This is a genomic window from Streptomyces hydrogenans (assembly GCF_014656075.1).
Lineage (GTDB): Bacteria > Actinomycetota > Actinomycetes > Streptomycetales > Streptomycetaceae > Streptomyces > Streptomyces hydrogenans.
Map to the genome: position 1 here is coordinate 1 of NZ_BNBS01000070.1, position 20,999 is coordinate 20,999.

The 20,999-nt window shown below is 72.9% G+C and carries 14 protein-coding genes; 8 read left to right on the forward strand and 6 right to left on the reverse strand.

All coding sequences use genetic code 11. From position 1 onward, the window contains the following. Positions 1-350 precede the first annotated feature (350 nt). The gene (locus tag IE321_RS25955; protein WP_043226735.1) at positions 351-1,319 is read right to left on the reverse strand and encodes a helix-turn-helix transcriptional regulator; all 969 of its coding nucleotides are present in this window, start codon (positions 1,317-1,319) and stop codon (positions 351-353) included. A gap of 62 nt (positions 1,320-1,381) precedes the next feature. On the opposite strand from IE321_RS25955, the gene IE321_RS25960 reads away from it, so the two are divergent. Then, on the forward strand, positions 1,382-2,920 hold the full coding sequence (locus IE321_RS25960) for an MFS transporter (RefSeq protein WP_190224718.1): 1,539 nt from the start codon (positions 1,382-1,384) through the stop codon (positions 2,918-2,920). Between the two features lie 53 nt (positions 2,921-2,973). On the opposite strand, the gene IE321_RS42230 is transcribed toward IE321_RS25960, so the two are convergent. After that, on the reverse strand, positions 2,974-3,921 hold the full coding sequence (locus tag IE321_RS42230) for a hypothetical protein (protein ID WP_229916543.1): 948 nt from the start codon (positions 3,919-3,921) through the stop codon (positions 2,974-2,976). Positions 3,922-4,250: 329 nt separating this feature from the next. Between IE321_RS42230 and IE321_RS25970 the strand changes: the two genes are divergently transcribed. After that, positions 4,251-5,312, forward strand: a complete 1,062-nt coding sequence (locus tag IE321_RS25970) for a glycosyltransferase (RefSeq protein WP_190224719.1) — start codon at positions 4,251-4,253, stop codon at positions 5,310-5,312. A 24-nt stretch (positions 5,313-5,336) separates the two neighbouring features. Here IE321_RS25970 and IE321_RS25975 read toward each other — a convergent pair whose 3' ends face one another. The 4 genes from IE321_RS25975 to IE321_RS25990 all read right to left on the reverse strand — a co-directional run bounded on the left by IE321_RS25975 (position 5,337) and on the right by IE321_RS25990 (position 9,258). Continuing rightward, entirely contained in the window at positions 5,337-6,113 is a 777-nt protein-coding gene (locus IE321_RS25975; RefSeq protein ID WP_043226705.1) for a DUF6227 family protein, read from the reverse strand. 142 nt (positions 6,114-6,255) lie between these two features. Then, complete coding sequence (locus IE321_RS25980) at positions 6,256-7,329, reverse strand: P1 family peptidase (RefSeq protein WP_190224720.1); 1,074 nt, start codon at positions 7,327-7,329, stop codon at positions 6,256-6,258. A gap of 14 nt (positions 7,330-7,343) precedes the next feature. Further along, entirely contained in the window at positions 7,344-8,522 is a 1,179-nt protein-coding gene (locus IE321_RS25985) for a low temperature requirement protein A (RefSeq protein ID WP_190224721.1), read from the reverse strand. 34 nt (positions 8,523-8,556) lie between these two features. Continuing rightward, complete coding sequence (locus tag IE321_RS25990) at positions 8,557-9,258, reverse strand: sirohydrochlorin chelatase (RefSeq protein WP_190224722.1); 702 nt, start codon at positions 9,256-9,258, stop codon at positions 8,557-8,559. A 289-nt stretch (positions 9,259-9,547) separates the two neighbouring features. Here IE321_RS25990 and nirB point away from each other — a divergent pair, with 289 nt between their 5' ends. The 6 genes from nirB to IE321_RS26020 all read left to right on the forward strand — a co-directional run bounded on the left by nirB (position 9,548) and on the right by IE321_RS26020 (position 20,993). Continuing rightward, positions 9,548-12,331 (forward strand): nitrite reductase large subunit NirB, encoded by a 2,784-nt coding sequence (gene nirB, locus IE321_RS25995; protein WP_190224723.1) that lies wholly within the window; start codon positions 9,548-9,550, stop codon positions 12,329-12,331. A 373-nt stretch (positions 12,332-12,704) separates the two neighbouring features. Continuing rightward, positions 12,705-14,126 (forward strand): NarK family nitrate/nitrite MFS transporter, encoded by a 1,422-nt coding sequence (locus IE321_RS26000; protein ID WP_226652097.1) that lies wholly within the window; start codon positions 12,705-12,707, stop codon positions 14,124-14,126. Between the two features lie 175 nt (positions 14,127-14,301). Beyond that, positions 14,302-16,572, forward strand: coding sequence for a formate C-acetyltransferase (gene pflB / locus IE321_RS26005; protein WP_043226731.1), 2,271 nt, complete (start codon positions 14,302-14,304; stop codon positions 16,570-16,572). Positions 16,573-16,659: 87 nt separating this feature from the next. Continuing rightward, positions 16,660-17,478 (forward strand): pyruvate formate-lyase-activating protein, encoded by an 819-nt coding sequence (gene pflA / locus IE321_RS26010; protein WP_190224724.1) that lies wholly within the window; start codon positions 16,660-16,662, stop codon positions 17,476-17,478. Between the two features lie 83 nt (positions 17,479-17,561). Next, complete coding sequence (locus IE321_RS26015; RefSeq protein ID WP_190224725.1) at positions 17,562-18,680, forward strand: TMEM165/GDT1 family protein; 1,119 nt, start codon at positions 17,562-17,564, stop codon at positions 18,678-18,680. After that, positions 18,681-20,993, forward strand: a complete 2,313-nt coding sequence (locus IE321_RS26020) for a molybdopterin oxidoreductase family protein (RefSeq protein WP_190224726.1) — start codon at positions 18,681-18,683, stop codon at positions 20,991-20,993. It abuts the gene before it with no gap. Positions 20,994-20,999: the final 6 nt, after the last annotated feature.

Below are 20,999 nucleotides of genomic sequence, written 5' to 3' on the forward strand. Positions count from 1 at the left end.
AGGCGTCCCGCAGGGCGGGACGGGTGGGCACAGGGACGACGCCCCCTGCCGGGCCAAGGCTTCCCGGGCCTGAACCCGCACCCCGTGCGACGACGCCGTACCGGTGCGGGCTCAGGCACGGAAGCGGAGGCACCCGCAGAAGGGTGCCGTTCCGTTGTGCCCACCCGTTCCGCCCCAGCGGAACAACTGCCCACAACGGAACGGCGGAGCCGGAGCCCCAGACGGGCGCAGCCCGCAGCGGAGCGGCGGAGTCGGAGCCCCAGACGGGCGCGGTCCGACCCGCAACGGAGTGGCGGCGCCGCAGCCCCAGCCCGGGCGCAGCCCGCAACGGGGCGGCGGCGCGGGCGGGGTTATTCGAGGGCTGTCGTCAGGCGGGTGGCGAGGGTGTGGAGGTGGGTGCGGAGGGGGGTGGGGGTGTGGACTTTGAAGGGGGCGTCCAGGAGGGCGAGGCGGATGGCGAGCCATTCGACGGAGTCGGTGACGCGGGCCCGCAGCCGGCAGCTGTCCGGCCCGGTGGCGACCGGAGCGAGGTGCGCCGGGAAGCGCGCGGCGACGGCCTCCGCGGGCGCGGAGAACTCGATGTCCAGGTCCAGCTCCGTCTCCCGCTCCCGCTGCGCCCGGTTCATCGAGCTGACCAGGTACGCCGCCTCGTCCCCTTCCGGCAGCTCCCGCGGGGTGAAGCGCGCGCCCGTCGCGAACGGGTCGCTCACCCGGTCGACGCGGAAGGTGCGCCAGTCCTCGCGCCCGAGGTCGTACGCCACCAGGTACCACCGGCGTCCGGTCGACACCAGCCGGTACGGCTCGACCAGCCGCTTCGTCTCGGCCCCGTCGCCCGCGCGGTAGCCGAAGCGGAGCCGTTCGCGGCCGGTGACGGCGCCGGCGAGGGCGGTCAGGGTGGAGGGCGCGACGGTGGCCCCGTCGCCGTGGGTCAGCGGCAGGGTCGCGTTCTGGAGCGTGGAGACCCGGTGCCGCAGCCGCGTCGGCAGCACCTGTTCCAGCTTGGCCAGGGCCCGTACCGACGCCTCGTCGACGCCTTCGATGGCGTGCCCCGCACCGGCCCGGAGGCCGACGGCGATGGCGACGGCCTCCTCGTCGTCGAGGAGCAGCGGGGGCATGGCCGCGCCGGCGACGAGCCGGTAGCCGCCGACCGCTCCCTTGGTCGCCTCGACGGGGTAGCCGAGGTCCCTGAGCCGGTCGATGTCGCGGCGGATCGTGCGCGGGGAGACCGAGAGCCGGTCGGCGAGCTCGCTTCCGGGCCACTCGCGCGGGGTCTGGAGGAGCGAGAGCAGATTGAGGAGTCGTGCCGGAGTGTCCGTCATGGGGAACAGCATGGCGCCGAAATAGGACGTGACCTGACCTAGATGACTCTTATGGTCCTCCTATGAGCGCACACGAGACCGACGCCGCCACGGGGGCGGACAGCAGCACCACGGGGGACAGCAAGCGCTGGATCGCCCTGGCCATCGTCATGACGGCCGCCTTCATGGACCTGGTCGACGCCACGATCGTGAACATCGCGATCCCCAGCATCGAGGACGACCTCGGCGCCGGGTTCGGCGCGATCCAGTGGATCACCGCCGGCTACGCGCTGGCCTTCGCCGCCGGTCTGATCACCGGTGGCCGCCTCGGCGACATCTACGGCCGCAAGCGGCTCTTCCTCCTCGGCACGGCCGGCTTCACGCTCGCCTCCGCGCTGTGCGGCTTCGCCGCGAACCCGGAGATGCTGGTCGCCTCCCGCCTCCTCCAGGGCGCGGCGGCGGCGATGATGGTGCCTCAGGTGCTGTCGATCGTCCACGTCACCTTCCCCGCGCACGAGCGCGGCAAGGTCTTCGGCATGTTCGGCGCGATCGTCGGCCTCGGCGCGGTCTCGGGCCCGCTGCTCGGCGCGCTGCTGACGGAGTGGAACATCGCGGGCCTGGAGTGGCGGCCGATCTTCCTGATCAACCTGCCGGTCGGCCTCGCCGCGCTGCTGCTGGGCCGGAAGTACATCACCGAGTCGAAGGCGCCGAAGGCGCTCCGCCTCGACCTGGTGGGCGTCCTGCTGGTCACGGCCGCGCTGCTCCTGCTGATCTACCCGCTGACCCGGGGCCGTGAGCTGGACTGGCCGCTGTGGGGCCACCTGATGATGGCGGCCAGCCCGGTCGTCTTCGGCGTCCTCGTCGCCTACGAGCGGTACAAGACGAAGAAGGACGGCTCGCCGCTGGTGGAGCTGTCGCTGTTCCGGGTGAAGTCCTTCGCGGCCGGCATCGCGGTGCAGCTGACCTTCGGCGTCGTGCTCGGCATCTTCTTCCTGGTGTGGACGCTCTACATGCAGATCGGTCTCGGCTGGACCGCCCTCAAGGCAGGTCTGACGGGCGTGCCGTTCTCGATCGCGGTCTCGATGGCCGCCGGCATGTCGGTCCAGCTGCTCGTGCCGCGCTTCGGCCGCAAGGTGCTCCAGGCGGGTGCGCTGACGATGGTGGCGGGCATCCTGCTCTACTTCTTCGCCGCCGGCCGGTACGGGGCGGGGATCTCGCCCTGGCAGATGATCCCGGCGCTCGTGGTGATGGGCCTCGGCATGGGCCTGATCGTGGCGCCGCTGACGGACGCGGTGCTGTCGGAGGTCCCGAAGGAGCACGCGGGGTCGGCGTCGGGCCTGATCAACACGACGGGCCAGATGGGCAACGCGATCGGTCTGGGCCTGGTGTCGGTGGTCTTCTTCGGCGTGATCGACGACCGGGGTCCGGCCCGGGCGCCGGCGGACGTGGCGGACGCCTTCACGGACGCCTTCCGCAACTCCCTCGGCTGGGCCGCGGTGGTCCTCGGGGCGATCTTCCTGGTGATGTTCGCCCTGCCGGCCAGGCCGAAGCAGCACTTGGAGGGCGGCGCGGACGACGACGCGGCGGCCCCGGTGGAGAAGGAGCCGGCGCTCGCCGGCTGAGCGCGGAGCGAAGGGCCCCGGTCTTCGGACCGGGGCCCTTCGCGCGTGTCCCGCTAGGGGTTGACCGCGCCGCGGTGGGTCAGGTCGCCCTTGAACTCCATGGCCCGCATCACGACCGGGGTCGGGGTGCTCTGCTGCACCCAGGCCTCGTCCCAGACGAAGGTGTTGCCCATGATGTCGCCGTGGGTCTGCCAGACGGCACCGGTCGGCGTGATCACCTTGACGAAGGCGTCGTTGCCCTGGGCCTCGATGGCGATGCCGCAGGCGGTGGCCGGGTAGTTCGGGTTGGCCGGGTCCGTCATGGTCGCCGTGGTGTTGGTGAGGTCCTGCCAGACGATCGCCCCGCCGGGTACGGCCGCCTTGCCGACGAACGCCTTGCCGCCGTAGAGCGCGGCCTGGAAGTCCTCGGTGTTGGACGGGCTGTACGTGTCGATGTCCACGCAGGGGCCGGCGGGGCCGGTGGCGCCGGTGGCTCCCGTCGCGCCCGTGGCTCCGGTGGCTCCCGTCGCGCCGGTCGCGCCCGTGGCGCCGGTCGCACCCGTCGCACCCGTCGCGCCCGTGGCTCCGGTGGCGCCCGTGGCTCCCGTCGCACCGGTCTTGCCCTTGTCACCCTTCGGCCCCTGCGGCCCCGTCGGGCCGGTGGGGCCCGTCTTGCCCTTGTCGCCCTTGGGGCCCTTCGGGCCGGGCGGGCCCTTGGGGCCGGTCGGGCCGGTCGGGCCCTTGCAGCCGCCGTTGCCGCCCGCCACCGTCCGCGGGTCGGCGGCGGCGTCCTCCAGGGCGGAGGTGCCGGGGGAGCCCGGGAGGGCCCGGTGCTTGCAGCCCGTCATCGGGTTCGAGACCGACGCGTCCGTGGCCGGGGCCTGCGGGGTGCCCCACGCCGAGGCGGTCGGCGCGAAGCCGGTGAGGACGAGCGCGACCGAGGCGAGCGTGCCGCCGCCCAGCCAGACGCGACGCCGGGGGAGCGGGCCGAACGGGGACCGGGTCCTGGGGTCAGGACGCATGGGGGTGCTCCTTCCTCCGCCGGCGCCCAGCGGCGCCGGCGCGAGTGCCGGTGGGGGGGGGATCCGTGCGGCAGGACCTGCCGGAACCGGATCGTGGGATGAACTTCCCATCGGTTCATCGGATCGCCGGGGGGCCGTCTTGACGGCCTCCGGGGCACTCTCAGCGCCATGGCGTAGCGGTGCCAGCCGAATGGATGCGTACGCCGCGGGGAACGCGGAGCCCCCCGTCGGCGCGTCGCCGTCAAGCCCGGACCGGGCCGTGCCTACCGTCGCCCCCCGACCGAACCGCGAGAAGTGGTGTTGCCATGCGGCCGTCCCTCTGCTTGTGCATGATCGTCAAGAACGAGTCCTCGGTCATCGAGCGCTGTCTCGCCTCAGTCCGGGGCCTCGTGGACACCTGGGTCATCTCCGACACGGGCTCCACCGACGGCACCCAGGACCTCGTCAGGAAGGCGCTGGCCGGGATCCCCGGGGAGCTCGTCGAGGAGCCCTGGGTGGACTTCGGGCACAACCGGAGCCTCAACATGGCCCGCGCCCGGGCCCGCGGGGCCGACTTCCTGCTGCTCCTCGACGCCGACCACGTCCTGCGCCAGGACGGCCCGCTGCCGGAGCTCACGGCCGACGCGTACATGCTGCGCCACGAGGGCGAGGTGGAGTACCGGATCAAGCGCCTGGTCCGGGCGGGCCTGCCGTGGCGGTACGAGGGCGTCACCCACGAGTACCTGACCGCGGACCGCGAGCACGAGCAGCGGAACCTGGACGCGCTGGTCATCGAGGACCACGCCGACGGCGGCTCGCGGCACGACAAGTTCGAGCGGGACGCCCGGCTGCTCGGCGCCGAGCTGGTCCGCGACCCGGGCAATCCGCGGACGGTCTTCTACCTGGCGCAGACCATGCGGGACATGGGCCGCACGGGGGAGGCGATCGGGCTCTACGAGCGGCGGGCGGCCATGGGCGGCTGGGTCGAGGAGGTGTACTACGCGCTGCTCCAGGCCGGGGTGCTGGCCGCGGAGGCGGGCGACTGGCCGGCCGGGCAGGACGCCCTGGTCCGCGCCTGGGAGGCCCGCCCGGAGCGCCTGGAGGCGGTCTACGAACTGGCCTCGCGGCTGCGGGTGGCCGGCCGGCACCACGCCGCCCACGCCCTGCTGACGGCCGCCCTCGACCGGCCCGCGCCCGCCGAGGACCTGCTCTTCGTCCAGCCGTGGGTGTACCGCTGGGGGCTGCTCTTCGAGTACTCGGTCACCGCCTACTGGGTCGGCGACCACGCGGCCGCGCTCGCCGCCTGCGACCGGCTCCTCGATCTGCCAGACCTGCCCGCGCCGTACCGCGAGCAGACCCTGGCCAACCGGGAGTTCGCGGTACGGGAGCTGGGCGTGCCGGCCCAGGTCTGAGCCGGCCGCCCTGCCGACGGGGGCTCAGCGGACCCGGGAGCGGGCCTCCATCGCCCCGCGGGCCGCGGCCTCCGACTCGTACACCTCGCACATGTGCCGGCCGTCGGGGGTGGCCGTGTGCTCGACCTCCCAGAGGCTCAGCTCGGTGCCGTCGAGCAGCAGGAACTGGTGCTCGTAGAGGGTGAAGCCGGCGTCCCGGCCGCCCTCCACGGGGCAGTTACGGCCGAAGACCTGGGTGATGTGGTGGGCGAAGGCGATCCGCAGCCGGCGGGCGGTCCGCTCGGTGGGCCGGTCCGCGTTCTCCGCGCGGCGCAGGACGCGGCGGGCGTGGTCCGCCGAGTTGTCCGGCACGTACATCCGGGGCTGCGCCGGTATCGGGTGGGCGAACAGCGCGCCGAGCGCCGCCAGGTCGTCGTCCTCGTCGAGCGGACGCCCGTCGGCCCGCTCCACCGTCCACTCCGGCAGCGGGCCCGAGGGCAGCCGGGAGGCGGCCAGCCGGGCCTCCGCCTCCTCCGCGTACAGCTCGTGCTGCTCGGCGCCGTCCCGGCCCCCGTTGTGCGTGAGCTCCCACAGGACGAGGGCGCTGCCGTCGGCCAGCAGATAGGTGTGGCGGTAGGTGGTGCGGTTCAGGGAGGAGCTGTGGTGCGAGGAGTGCAGCGCGGTGGAGTGGGCGAGCGCCGACTCCAGGCGCTCCACCATCGCGTCGGGCAGGTCGAAGGAGTTGAGCGCCCGGCCGAGAAGCCGCTCGACGTGCGTCTCGGTCGTCTCGTACGGATCGTGGCGATCCCGCGGATCGTTCAAGAGGGTCTCCAGGCCGTCGCCGCATGTCACTTGGTGCTTGCTTAACGTAGTCCCTGGGTCCGACAACGGGGTCGGGGTTACGGAAAACGAGGGGCCGGACACGGAAGTTCCCGCATCCGCGACCTTCTCAACTGCCCTGCGGTCACCAGGAGTACGAAGCGCGCGGCGGGTCGTACAGCTCCCGGTACGACGGGAAGTCGCCGCCCGGTCCGCGCAGGCCGCCGGGGGCCGCCAGGACCGCGCGGACGATCGCGCGGGTCACCAGGTCGGCGCCGGCCGCCAGGACCTCGTTCAGGGCGAGCGGCCCCGGCGCGGCGGGCAGCTCGCGGGCGCCGGTGGCGAGCGCGAAGACCGTGTCGCCGTCGTTCATCAGGTGCACCGGCCGGATCGCCCGGGCGATCCCGTCGTGCGCCGTGCCCGCGACCTTCTGGGCCTGCGCGCGGGTCAGGACCGCGTCCGTGGCGACCACCGCGAGGGTGGTGTTCAGCGGGGGCCGCACCCCGGCGGCGCGGGCCTCGGCGAGCCGTACCGCCGCCGCCTCGCGCACCGCGGCCGGCGGCGCCGCGGGCGGCCCGCCGTCCTCGAAGAGGCTGCCGTACAGGACCCCGGTCGCCGGGTCCTGGGCCGAGCCGACCGCGTTCACCACCACGAGGGCGCCGACCGTGATCCCGGACTCCAGGCGGACGCTCGCCGTGCCCACGCCGCCGCGCAGCCCGCCGACCACCGCCCCGGTCCCGGCGCCGACCGCGCCCGTCGCCACGCGCGCGTGGTCCCCGGACGCCGCCGCGGCCGCCACCGCCGCCCGGCCCGTGGCGGCGTCCGGGCGGGCCGCGAAGTCGCCGCCCCGGCCCAGGTCGAAGACGCACGCCGCGGGCACCACCGGCACCACGTGCGCGGGATCCGGGCCCACCCGCACCCCGCGGTGCCGCTCCTCCAGCCAGGCCATCACCCCGGCGGCGGCCTCCAGGCCGTACGCGCTGCCGCCGGTCAGGACCAGGGCGTCGATCCGCTGGACCACGTTCCTCGGGTCCAGGGCGTCCGTCTCGCGGGTGCCGGGGCCCCCGCCGCGCACGTCCACGGCCGCCACCGCCCCGCCCTGGGGGGCGAGCACGACCGTCGTCCCCGACAGGGCCCGCGGCCCCGCCACGCGCGCGTGGCCCACCCGGATGCCGGGCACGTCGGTGAGGCCGTCGGGAGGGGGCGCGGTCGCTGTCATGCCCCCTTCCTACCTCAGGAGGGCCGGGCCGTCCCGGTGGCCGGAGCACGTGCGGTGAGGGTCACGCCGACCGCGACCGCCGCCGACGCCACCAGACCGGCCGCGAGCACCGCCCACCGGCCGGCGAACGAGCACAGCAGGATCGCCAGCGCGGCCCCCGGCAGCACCGCCTGCTGGGCGAGGCCGACCTTGAAGTAGCGGGCGTGCAACAGCCACACGGACAGCAGGAACAGCGCCGTCGGGATCGTCACCGACGCCGAGGCCGCGAGCGTGCTGATGTGGGCCTTCCCGACGGCCTGCTCGACCGCGATCTCCAGACCGGCGCCGATCGCCGCCGCCGACGCGAAGATCACGTAGTGGCCGTACCCCCACAGGAAGCCCTGCCTGCTGTCCGTCAGCCGGTCGTGCGCCGGGACCACGAAGTAGATCCACCAGGCGGCGAAGACGATCAGCAGCCCGCCCGCCGCGATCGGCAGCAGCTCGTTCAGCGCGTCGTTCTCCACCACCCCCGATTTCACCGCCACCGTCGCCGCCGCCACCGACTCGCCCAGCACGATGATGGTGAACAGGCCGTACCGCTCCGCGATGTGATGCGGGTGCCAGGTGCTCGGCGCGTCCTTCTCCGCGTACACCGGCACCGCCATCTCCGCCAGCGCCATCGCCAGGAACACCCACGGCTGCGCGCCCTCCGGCACGAACAGCAGCACCAGCCAGCCGATCTGCACGGTCAGCACCCCGCCCGCGTACCGCCGGCACATCGTCCGCTCCTCCGCCGACGAGGCGTGGTAGGCGGCCCGCAGCCACTGCGAGGCGAGCGCCACCCGCATCACCAGGTAGCCGAGGTACACGACGAGGAAGTCGTGGTCCTCGAAGGCGCGGGAGACGCCGGCGGCGAGGATCAGCACACCGGCGATCTGGACGAGCGTGACGACCCGGTAGAGGACGTCGTCGTTGTCGTAGGCCGAGGCGAACCACGAGAAGTTCATCCACGCCCACCAGATGGCGAAGAAGACCATCGCGTAGCTGGCGACGCCCTCGCCGGCGTGGCCCTCGGCGACCGCGTGCACCAGCGACGCGCCCGCCTGGGCGACGGCGACCACGAAACACAGGTCGAAGAAGAGCTCCAGGGGCGTGGCGGTCCGGTGTGCCTCCTCGCGGGAGCGTGCGGTGAGCGGCAGAAACGGTTGTGTCATGGAACCAGGAGATCAGACCGCGGCTCCGGCGAATTCAGGCCACGCGGAGCGGCACGGCCGCCGGACCGTGCGGCGCGGCCCGGTAGCGGGCCGCCACCAGCCGGGCCAGCCGCGGGTGGTCGGCGAGCGGCGCGGCGACGGCGTACGCCTCCGGCAGCCCCTCCAGGGCCCGGGTGAAGCGGCCCGGGGCCAGCAGGTGCGCCGCGACGGCGACCCGCCGGAAGCCCTCCCCACGCGCGCGTGCCACCGCCTCGGCGGGCGTGGGGGACGCGGCCGAGCAGTACGCGACGGAGACCGGGACCGACAGCAGGCGCCCGAGCCGCTCCGCCGCGTCGAGGGTCCCGTCGTTCCCGCCCGGCCCGGACGAGCCGGCGCCTGCGACGACGACCGCGTCCGCGGGCCCGGCCGCCGCCCGCTCGGCGGCCCTCCGCCGGTCGTGCAGCGCCAGCGCCACGGCGTCCTCGCCGCACAGCCCCGGCGTCACGACACAGCCGAACTCCCGGGCGACGGCCGGGACGTCCACCGTCCGGTGGTACCCGTCCCCCAGCAGCAGCGGCACCACGACCGCGCCGGGCCGGCCGTCGAGCACGGCCGGCAGCGACGGCGACCGGTGACCGAGGTGCCCCACGACGACCGGCGCCCCGGTCAGCCGCCGGACCCCGAGGGCCAGCCGCTCCGTGACGGCCCCGGCCCCCGGCACCGCGCTCCCGTGCACGGCCAGCACCAGCTGTCGCATCCCGCACCCGCCTTCGCGCTCGTGGTCGTACCGCCGTGGCTCCCGGGGGTGCACCGACCCCGGGAGGCCCGGCGGGAGGGCCCGCGCGGCGGTGTCGTACGCCGCCCGGACCCGCATCCCCACGCTAGGGCGCGCGCCCGCCCGGCCACCCCCGCCGTTCGGCCCCGGGACGGGGGCCACAAGTCCCCTCTCCTCGGGCCTTTCCCGGCGCCCCGGGCACCCCGGGCCGCCCTACGGTCGAAGGTGCGGAGACCACCCCGGCCCCCTTCCCCTCCTCCCCGGAGTCACCATGCCCTCCAGCCCGTCCCTCGTCCTCGTCGGCCACGGCATGGTCGGCCACCGGCTCCTGGAGGCACTGGCCGAGCGCGGCGCGCTGGCCGACCCGGCCGACCCGGCGGCGCCCGGCTGGCGGGTCACCGTGCTCGCGGAGGAGGACGTGCCCGCGTACGACCGGGTGCACCTCTCCTCCGTCTTCACCGGCACCGCGCCGGACCGGCTCGCCCTCGCCGGCCCCGACTTCCCGGCCGCGCACGGCATCGACCTGCGGCTCGGCGACCCGGCGGAGCACGTCGACACCGCCGCCCGGACCGTCACCACCACCTCCGGCGCCGTCGTCGCCTACGACGCGCTCGTGCTCGCCACCGGCTCGTACCCCTTCGTGCCGCCGATCCCCGGCGCCGACGCCCCCGGCTGCTTCACCTACCGCACCCTCTACGACGTCGACGCGCTCACCGCCTACGCCGAGCACGCCGGGACCGGCGTCGTGATCGGCGGCGGGCTGCTCGGCCTGGAGGCGGCGGGCGCCCTGCGCACCCTCGGACTGGCCACGCACGTCGTCGAGTTCGCGCCCCGGCTGATGCCGCTCCAGGTCGACGACGGCGGAGCGGCCGCCCTGCGGGCCACCATCGAGTCGATGGGCGTCGCCGTGCACACCGGGGTCGGCGCCACCGAGGTGGAGACCGACGCCGACGGCCGGGCCACCGCCCTCCGGCTCTCCGACGGCGAGCGGATCCCCGCCGGTCTCGTGGTCTTCTCCGCCGGCGTCCGCCCCCGCGACCGGCTGGCCCGCGAGGCCGGACTCGCGGTCGGCGACCGCGGCGGCGTGGCGGTCGACGTCCACTGCCGGACCACCGACCCGTACGTGTACGCGATCGGCGAGTGCGCGCAGACCTCCGACGGGCGCGTCTACGGACTGGTCGCGCCCGGCTACCAGATGGCCGAGGCCGTCGCCGACCAGCTGGCGGGCGACGGCACGACCGAGTTCACCGGCGCCGACACCTCCACCAGGCTGAAGCTGCTGGGCGCCGACGTGGCCTCCTTCGGCGACCCGTTCGCGGCCGGCGCGGAGGCCACCGAGCTGGTCTTCTCGGACGGCCGGGAGGGCGTCTACAAGAAGCTGCTGCTGGGCCCGGACGGGCGGCTGCTCGGCGGCATCCTGGTCGGCGACGCCGAGGCGTACGGCTCGCTGAAGCCGCACGCCGGGCGGCGGCTGCCCGCCCCGCCCGAGGTGTTCCTCCTGCCCGCGGCGGCCGGCGGCGCCCCGCTCCCCGGCGCGGCCGCCCTCCCCGACGACGCCGTCGTCTGCTCCTGCCACAACGTGACCAAGGGCGCGGTGAGCGCGGCGATCGCCGAGCACGGTCTCACCGACGTCGGCGGCGTCAAGCGCTGCACCAGGGCGGGCACCGGCTGCGGCGGCTGCGTCGGCACCCTCCAGGCCGTCCTCGACGCGGCCGGCGTGGCGAAGCGGCGCGGTCTGTGCGAGCACTTCCCCGAGCTGACCCGGCCGGAACTGTACGAGCTGGTCCGCACCGAGCGGATCCGCTCCTTCACCGAGCTGCTGGAGCGGTACGGAACGGGCGGCGGGACCGTGACCTCGGGCTGCACCGTCTGCAAGCCCGTCGTCGCCAACGTCCTCGGCACCCTCGCCCCGGAACTGGGCCTGCGGCACGTCCTGGAGGGCGAGCAGGCCGCGCTCCAGGACTCCAACGACCTCTTCCTCGCCAACCTCCAGAAGGACGGCAGCCACTCCGTCGTCCCGCGCGTCCCCGGCGGCGAGATCACCGCCGAACAGCTCATCGTCATCGGCGAGGTGGCCCGCGACCACGGCCTCTACAGCAAGATCACCGGCGGTCAGCGGATCGACCTCTTCGGCGCGCGCAAGGAGGACCTGCCGGCCATCTGGCGCCGGCTGATCGCGGCCGGCTTCGAGTCCGGGCAGGCGTACGGCAAGTCCCTGCGGACCGTGAAGTCCTGCGTGGGCGCGCGCTTCTGCCGCTTCGGGCAGGGCGACTCGGTGCAGCTCGCGATCGACCTGGAGCTGCGCTACCGGGGCCTGCGCGCCCCGCACAAGATCAAGGGCGGGGTCTCCGGCTGTCTGCGCGAGTGCGCGGAGGCCCGGGGCAAGGACATCGGCGTCATCGCCACCGCCGGCGGGTGGAACCTGTACGTCTGCGGCAACGGCGGCGCGACCCCGCGCCACGCCGACCTGCTCGCCTCCGACCTGTCGGCCGCCGAACTCTTCGCGCTGACCGACCGCTTCCTCATGTACTACCTGCGGACCGGCGAGCGGCTGGAGCGCACCTCGGCGTGGCTGGAGCGGCTGGGCGGCTCCGGCGACGGCGTCGCGCACCTCAGGGAGGTGCTGATCGAGGACTCGCTGGGCATCGGCGCGGAGCTGGAGGCGCAGATGGAGCGGCACGTGGCCGCGTACCGCGACGAGTGGCGGGCGGTCCTGGAGGACCCGGCGGCGCTGGCCCGCTTCGAACGGCACGTGGCCGGGGTGGAGTTCCTGGAGCCGGGGCGCGGCCGGGCGGCGGTGCTGCCGGACGGGACGGAGGCGGCGCTGTTCAGGGACGAGGAGGGCGCGGTGTACGCGGTGGGCAACCGGGACCCGTACTCGGGCGCCGACGTCATGGCGCACGGCATCATGGGCAGCCGCGACGGCGTGCCGGTGGTGGCCTCCCCGATGTACAAGCAGGAGTTCGACCTGCGGACCGGCGCGAGCCTGGACGACCCGGAGGTGGCACTGCCGCTCCTGCCGGTGCCGGTGCCGCCGTCCGCCGGGCGCGGCTGAACGGGCGGAGTGCGGGGCCGCGTCCGTGCCCGTACGGGTGCAGCTGCCCGGACCCCCACCCGTACCGCTCCGTTCTCGGCGCCCGCCCCCCGAACTGCCCCCGGCCCGTACCCCCGACGGCCCCACACCCCTTCCGAGGGGTCGTCGCACCGGCCCGGGGGCACCCCCTTCTCCCTCCGCCCGGGCGAAGGGGTCCGATGGCCCGTCAGGCCCGCCCGCGGCGGGACCTAAGGCTGCTCCGGAAGCCGACCTAGGCCCGCCCCGGACGGCGACCATCGGCACTGACGACACCCCTCCCGCCAGGAGCAGCCTGGAAAGGCAAGGAAGAAGCCTCGAAAGGGCTCGTAAACGTCAGGGAAGTCAGGGAAGCGCCATGAGTTCCGTAGTCCAGGACAGCAGAACCACGGGCGGGTCACCCGCCTCGTACGACACGGAGCAGTACCGCCCCGGCCGGACCATCAGCGACTGGGAGCCGGAGAACGAGCTCTTCTGGAAGTCGATCGGCAGGAAGGTCGCCAACCGCAACCTGTGGATCGCGGTCCCGGCGCTGCTCGTCGCCTTCGTCGTCTGGCAGGTCTGGTCGGTCACGGCGACCAACCTCAAGGACGTCGGCTTCGGCTTCTCGACCTCGCAGCTCTTCTGGCTGACCGCCATCCCCGGTCTGACCGGCGGCACGGCCCGCATCCTCTACACCTTCCTCGGCCCGATGATCGGCCAGCGGCGGTTCACCGCGCTGTCGACGGTCGTCCTGGTGGTCCCGCTGATCTGGCTGGGCGTCGCCATCCAGGACCCGACGACGCCGTACACCGTGATGGTCGTCATCGCCGCCCTCTGCGGCATCGGCGGCGCGAACTTCGCGTCCTCCCTCGCCAACATCGGCTTCTTCTTCCCCAAGGCGAAGAAGGGCAGCGCGACCGGCATCAACGGCGGTCTCGGCAACCTCGGCGTCTCCGTCGTGCAGCTGCTGACCCCGATCGTCATCACCTGGTCGACGATCGCGATCGGCTCCGCCCAGCACAAGGCCGACGGCACCCCCGTCTACCTCCAGAACGCCGCCTTCGTCTGGGTCCCCGTCGTCCTCGTCCTGGCCGCCGTCGCCTGGTTCGGCCAGAACGACCTGAAGGTCGCCTCCACCCCGTTCAAGCAGCAGAAGATCATCTTCAAGCGCAAGCACAACTGGCTGATGACCTGGCTGTACGTCGGCACCTTCGGCTCCTTCATCGGCTTCGCCGCGGCCCTGCCGATGCTGATCAAGACCACCTTCCCGGACTACTCGGTCGCCACCTACGCCTGGATGGGCCCCGCCGTGGGCGCGCTCGCCCGCTGGGCCGGCGGCTGGATCGCCGACAAGTGGGGCGGCGCCCGGGTCACCATCCTGTCCTTCGTGGGCATGGCGGTCTCGATCATCGGCGTGATCAACTTCCTGCCCTCGGGCGGTGACGGCGGCGACTTCTACGGCTTCTTCCTCTGCTTCCTCGCCGCGTTCTTCTTCTCCGGCATCGGCAACGGCTCGACCTTCCGCCAGATCCCGGTCATCTTCCGCGGCACCCACCTGAAGGGCCTCACCGAAGGCACCCCCGAACACACCAGGGCCCTCAAGCAGGCCGAGATGGAATCGGGCGCGGTCACCGGCTTCACCTCCGCGATCGCCGCCTACGGCTTCTTCTTCATCCCGGCGCTCTTCGGCTCGGTCGCCGTCACCAGCGCGATGTGGGGCTTCGTCGCCTTCTACGCCAGCTGCATGGTCGTGACCTGGTGGTTCTACGCCCGCAAGGGCGCGGAGGCCCCCAGCTGAGCCCCCGCTTCACCCAGAGAAAGGTCCCGCCGCGGCGGGGCCTTTCCGCATGCCCGGGAAAAGGACCTAGGGCCCCCGGCTGGTGACCAATGCCGCCCGAAATGATCGATCAAAAGGAGTGGAATGAAGGTAAGCAACGACGCGATCGAATGATTCGAAGAAGGCGGTGCGGGACGTGACTGCGACCCCTGCGGAGACCACGGCGACCGAGCGGGCCTGGAAGGGCTTCAAGGGCGGGCTCTGGCGCGACGCCATCGACGTCCGCGACTTCATCCAGCAGAACTACACCCCGTACGAGGGCGACGACACCTTCCTCGCCGGCCCCACCGACCGGACCACCGCCGTGTGGAAGGCGATCACGGACAAGTTCCCGGAGGAGCGCGCCAAGGGCGTCTACGACGTCGCGTACGACGTCCCCTCCACCATCACCGCCCACGCCCCCGGCTGGATCGACCGCGAGAAGGACCTGATCGTCGGCCTCCAGACCGACGCCCCGCTGAAGCGGGCGATCATGCCCTACGGCGGCTGGCGCATGGTCGCCGGCGCCCTGGAGACCTACGGATACCCGGTCTCCGAGGAGCTGGAGCAGGTCTTCACCGAGTACCGCAAGACCCACAACGCCGGCGTCTTCGACGCCTACACCCCGGAGATCCGCGCCGCCCGCAAGGCCGGCATCGTCACCGGCCTCCCCGACGCCTACGGCCGCGGCCGCATCATCGGCGACTACCGCCGCGTCGCCCTCTACGGCGTCGACCGCCTCATCGCGGTCAAGAAGGAGGAGAAGGCCGAACTCGACGTCCTCCCGGCCGGCGACCGCTCCCTGGAGGAGACCATCCGGCTCCGCGAGGAGCTGTCCGAGCAGATGCGCGCCCTCGGCGAGCTGAAGGCCATGGCCGCCTCGTACGGCTACGACGTCTCCGGCCCCGCCACCACCGGCCGCGAGGCGATCCAGTGGCTGTACTTCGCCTACCTGGCCGCCGTGAAGGAGCAGAACGGCGCCGCGATGTCGCTCGGCCGCACCTCCACCTTCGTCGACGTCTACCTCCAGCGGGACATCGAGGCCGGCCTCCTCACCGAGGAGCGGGCCCAGGAGCTCGTCGACGACTTCATCATCAAGCTCCGCATCGTCCGCTTCCTGCGCACCCCCGAGTACGACGAGCTGTTCTCCGGCGACCCGACCTGGGTCACCGAGTCCCTCGCCGGCATGGGCGAGGACGGCCGCCCGCTCGTCACGAAGACCTCCTTCCGCTACCTCCAGACCCTGTACAACCTGGGCCCGGCGCCCGAGCCGAACATGACCGTCTTCTGGTCGCCGCGGCTCCCGCGCGGCTTCAAGGAGTTCTGCGCGAAGGTCTCCATCGACACCTCGTCCGTGCAGTACGAGTCCGACGAGCTGATGCGCCCGCGCTTCGGCGACGACACCGCCATCGCCTGCTGCGTCTCCGCGATGCCGGTCGGCAAGCAGATGCAGTTCTTCGGCGCCCGCGTGAACCTCGCCAAGACCCTCCTCTACGCGATCAACGGCGGCCGCGACGAGAAGTCCGGCGCCCAGGTCGGCCCCGCCACCGGCGCCCTCACCTCCGAGGTCCTGGACTACGACGAGGTCATGGCCCGGTTCGACGCCCAGATGGAGTGGCTCGCGGACGTCTACGTCCACGCGCTCAACGTCATCCACTACATGCACGACAAGTACGCGTACGAGCGCCTGGAGATGGCGCTCCACGACCGCGACGTGCGCCGCACCATGGCCTGCGGCATCGCCGGCCTCTCGGTCGCCGCCGACTCGCTGGCCGCCATCAAGTACGCGAAGGTCAGCCCGGTCCGCGACGAGACCGGCCTCGCCACCGACTACGTGATCGACGGCGACTACCCGGCCTACGGCAACAACGACGAGCGGGTCGACGGGATCGCCGTCTGGCTGGTCGAGGAGTTCATGCGGAAGGTGCGCAAGCACCCCACCTACCGGAACGCCGAGCACACCCAGTCCGTCCTGACCATCACCTCCAACGTCGTCTACGGCAAGAAGACCGGCAACACCCCCGACGGCCGCCGGGCCGGCGAGCCGTTCTCCCCGGGCGCCAACCCGATGAACGGCCGCGACACCCACGGCTACGTGGCCTCCGCCCTGTCGGTCGCCAAGCTGCCGTACGAGGACGCCGAGGACGGCATCTCGCTCACCAACACCGTCACCCCCGACGGCCTGGGCCGCACCCCCGAGGAGCGGATCACCAACCTGGCCGGCGTCCTCGACGGCTACATGGCGAGCGACGGCTTCCACATGAACGTCAACGTCCTCAACCGCGACGTGCTGATGGACGCCATGGAGCACCCGGAGAACTACCCGCAGCTGACCATCCGGGTCTCGGGCTACGCGGTGAACTTCGTCCGCCTCACCCGCGAACAGCAGCTCGACGTCCTCAACCGCACCTTCCACGGCGCGCTGTAGCCCCCACCGCTCCGGGAGCCGCCCCCCTCACCGGGCGGCCCCCGGGCCCCACCCCCACCCCGTCTCTCCTCCCCAGGAGGCCCTGCCATGGCCACGCTCCTCGGCCCGGACATCCCCGTCCGCCCCGTCACCCCGGTCCGGGCCGCCACCCCGGCCGCCGCCGCGACCCACCGCCCCTCCGAGGGCTCGGTGCACTCCTGGGACCTCTCCACCGGCGTCGACGGCCCCGGCACCCGCTTCGTCACCTTCCTCTCCGGCTGCCCGCTGACCTGCCTCTACTGCCACAACCCCGACACGTGGCGGATGCGCAACGGCAAGCGGACCTCCGCCGACGACGTGATCGCCGAGGCGTCCAAGTACGTCCGCTTCATCTCCGCCTCCGGCGGCGGCGCCACCGTCTCCGGCGGCGAACCGCTCCTCCAGCCCGTCTTCACCGGCGAACTGCTGCACCGCATGAAGCACGAGCTGGGCCTGCACACCGCCCTCGACACCTCCGGCTTCCTCGGCGTCCGCGCCACCGACGCGCTGCTGCGCGACACCGACCTGGTCCTCCTCGACATCAAGTCCTGGGACCCGGAGACGTACCGGAAGGTCACCGGCCGCCCGCTGAAGCCCACCCTGGACTTCGCCCGCCGGCTCGCCGACCTCGGCCAGGACGTGCACGTCCGCTTCGTCCTCGTCCCCGGCCTCACCGACGACCCCGCCGACGTCGAGGGCGTCGCCGCCTTCGCCGGCGGTCTCGGCAACGTCTCCCGCGTCGACGTCCTCCCCTTCCACAAGCTGGGCGAGGCCAAGTGGCAGGCCCTGGACATGCCCTTCACGCTCCACGACACCCCGTCGCCCACCCCCGAGCAGGTCGCGACGGTCCGCGAGGTCTTCCGGAGCCACGGACTGAACGCCGTGTGACCCCGGCCGGAACCCCCGCGACACGTTCACCCCTCCGACGGACATAACGGGCTCAAAAGGTACATACGTCCTACCGTGGCCCCGTGACCGAGCCACCGCAGACCGCCGAGCCCACCGCCCCCGAGCCGGAGGCGGCCCCCGCACCGGCCGCGGACGGCCGCGCGTCCCAGACCCCCGCCGCCGTGCGCCGCCGCGCCGTCCTCGCCGGCGCCGCCGTCTCCGTCCTGCTGATCCTCGCGATCGTCCTCGGCAGCCGGCTGCTCCGCGACTTCGACTCGGCCCTGCTGCCCTACGCCGTCGCCACCGTCTTCCTCGCCTTCGGCGTCGCCTACCGCTACACCGTCTGGATCTCCGCCCCCGGCGCCCGGCGCCTCTTCCGCCAGGGCTGGCGCTCCTTCTTCTCCGCCGACAACTTCCGCAAGGCCCCCACCGCCCTGCCGAAGATGATCGCCACCTACCTCGGCTTCCAGAAGTTCCTCGGCGCCCGCTCGCACGCCCGCTGGGCCGCCCACCAGCTCCTCTTCTGGGGCTGCATCCTCGCCGCGCTCATCACCTTCCCCCTCACCTGGGGCTGGTTCACCTTCACGTCCAGCACCGGCGACGGGCCCGGCTACGAGATGCGGATCTGGGGCTTCAAGGTCCTCGGCTTCGACTCGCTGAACATCCTCGGCTGGCTCATGTTCCACGGCCTGGACATCGCCGCCGTCCTGGTCATCGCCGGCGCCTCCTACTTCCTGTGGCGGCGCATGAAGGACCGCGCCGCCATCACCGGCCAGCGCTTCGCCTACGACCTGATCCCGCTGATCGCCCTCATCGTCATCTCGGTCACCGGCCTGCTGCTCACCTTCTCGTCGATCTTCCTGCACGGCGGCGGCTACGAGTTCCTGGCGATCCTCCACATGGTCTCGGTCGTCTTCACCCTGATCTACATCCCCTTCGGGAAGTTCTTCCACATCGTCCAGCGCCCCGCCGCCGTCGGCATGCAGCTCTTCAAGTACACCTCCCGCCGCAAGGACGAGGAGCTCCAGACCTGCCGCCGCTGCCACGAGCCCATCGACACCCCCGACTACGTCGAGAACCTGCGCGGCACCATGAAGGACCTGAAGCTCGACTTCGACGAATGGGCCGAGTACTGCCCCCGCTGCAAGCGCGTCCTGCGCGGCAACGCCTACCTCACCCACGTCAAGAAGGGCTTCAAGTAAGTGACCGCGACCGACCCCTCCCGGGCAGTGCCGCTCGACCCCTCCGTCGCTCCGCCCGGCACCCGGAACTTCCGGGACGCCGGGGGGATCCCCGCCGACCGGTGGCACGCCGACCAGAACGAGGAGACGCTCGTCCCGACGCACTGCTGCTTCTGCGGCGTGCAGTGCGGGATGTACCTGCGGGTCGACCGCGCGGGCAAGGTCTTCGGGGTCGAGCCCCGGAACCACGACATCAACCGGATGCGGCTCTGCCCCAAGGGCATCAACGCCTACCAGCAGGTCAACCACCCCGACCGGCTCACCTCCCCGCTCATGCGCCGCAACCGCGACGAGGAGTTCCGCGAGGTCAGCTGGGAGGAGGCGCTCGACCACACCGTCGCCGAGATCCGCCGCATCCAGGGCGAGTACGGCAACGACGCCTTCGGGCTGCTCGGCGGGGCCAGCCTCTACTCCGAGAAGACCTACCTCGTCGGGAAGTTCGCCCGGGTCGCCCTCAGGTCCAAGCACGTCGACTACAACGGGCGCCTCTGCATGGTGTCCGCCGCCGGGGCCAACAAGCTCGCCTTCGGCATCGACCGGGCCGGCAACCCCTTCTCCGACATCCTCCTCACCGACTGCCTCCTCATCGCCGGCTCCAACGTCGGCGAGTGCTTCCCGGTGATGACCCAGTACCTGTGGGGCGCCCGCGACCGGGGCGCGAGCCTGATCGTGGTGGACCCGCGACAGACCGCCATCGCCCGCACCGCCGACGTCCACGTCGCCCTCAAGCCCGGCACCGACTCCGCCTTCTTCAACGCCGTGCTCCACGTCATCGTCGCCGAGGGACTCACCGACGAGGCGTACCTCGCCGCCCACACCACCGGCTGGGACGAGGTCCGCGCCACGGTCGCCGAGTACCCGCCCTCCCGCTCCGCGCTGATCTGCGGCGTCCCCGAGGAGCAGATCGTCCAGGTCGCCCGGATGTTCGCCGGCGCGGGCAGGGCCATGGCCTGGCACGCCCGGGGCGTCGAGCACCACTCCCAGGGCGTCGAGAACTGCCTCACCATCATCAACCTCTGCGTCGCCACCGGGAACATCGGCAAGCCCGGCGCCGGCTACGGCACCATCACCGGCCAGGGCAACGGCCAGGGAGGCCGGGAACACGGCCAGAAGTCCGACCTCCTGCCCGGCGGGCGCTCCATCACCAACCCCGAGCACCGCCGCCAGATCTGCGAGATCTGGGGCATCGAGGAGTCCGAACTCCCCGCCGCCGGAACCTCCATGATGGAGATGGTCTGGCAGATGCAGCGCGCCGAGATCCGCGGCCTCATCGGCATCTGCAACAACCCCTTCGTCTCCCTCCCGAACTACGCCACGGTCAAGGAGGGCTACGACACCCTCCAGTTCCACGCCCAGTTCGACTTCTTCCTCTCCGAGACCGCCGCCAACGCCCACGTCGTCTTCCCCGTCACCGTCTGGGCCGAGGACGAGGGCGTCATGGCCAACGCCGAGGCCCGCGTCGTCAAGCACAACAAGGCCCAGGAGCCCCCGGCCGGCGTCCGCACCGACACCTGGGTGATGTGCGAACTCGCCAAGCGGCTCGGCGCCGGCGACAAGTTCGCCTTCCCCGACTCCCGCGCCGTCTTCGAGGAGTTGCGGATCGCCTCCGCCGGCACGGTCAACGACTACTACGGCATCACCTACGAGCGCCTGGAGGAGACCGGCGGCATCGCCTGGCCCTGCCCGACCACCGAGCACCCCGGCACCCCCCGCCTCTTCGAGGACGGACGCACCTACCACCCCGACGGCAAGATCCACATGCAGGTCGTCGAGTGGCACCCGCCGATGGACCCGTACAGCGAGGAGTACCCCCTCTCGCTCACCACCGGCCGCACCGTCGCCCACTTCCTCTCCGGCAACCAGACCCGCCGGCTCGGCGCGCTCGTCGAGCAGACCCCCCGCCCCTGGGTCGAGGTCCACCCCTCGCACGGCTTCCGCAACGGCGACCCCGTCCGGGTCGTCACCCGCCGCGGCAGCGAGGTCTTCCCCGCCCTGGTCACCGAGGCCATCCGCCCCGACACCGTCTTCGTCCCCTACCACTGGCCCGTCCCCACCGCCGCGAACGCCCTCACCATCGACGCCCTCGACCCCCGCTCGAAGATCCCCGAGTACAAGGTCTGCGCCGCCCGGATCGAGGCCGCCGAACACGTCGACGAGGTCCCCGCGCCGCCGACCGCCCCGGGGCAGCTCGCCTATCCCGAGACCCAGGTCTCCCGCACCGACCCCCTGCCGCCCACGTCCCCGCAGGGCCGGGGCACCGCGGAGAGGAGCTGACCGCAC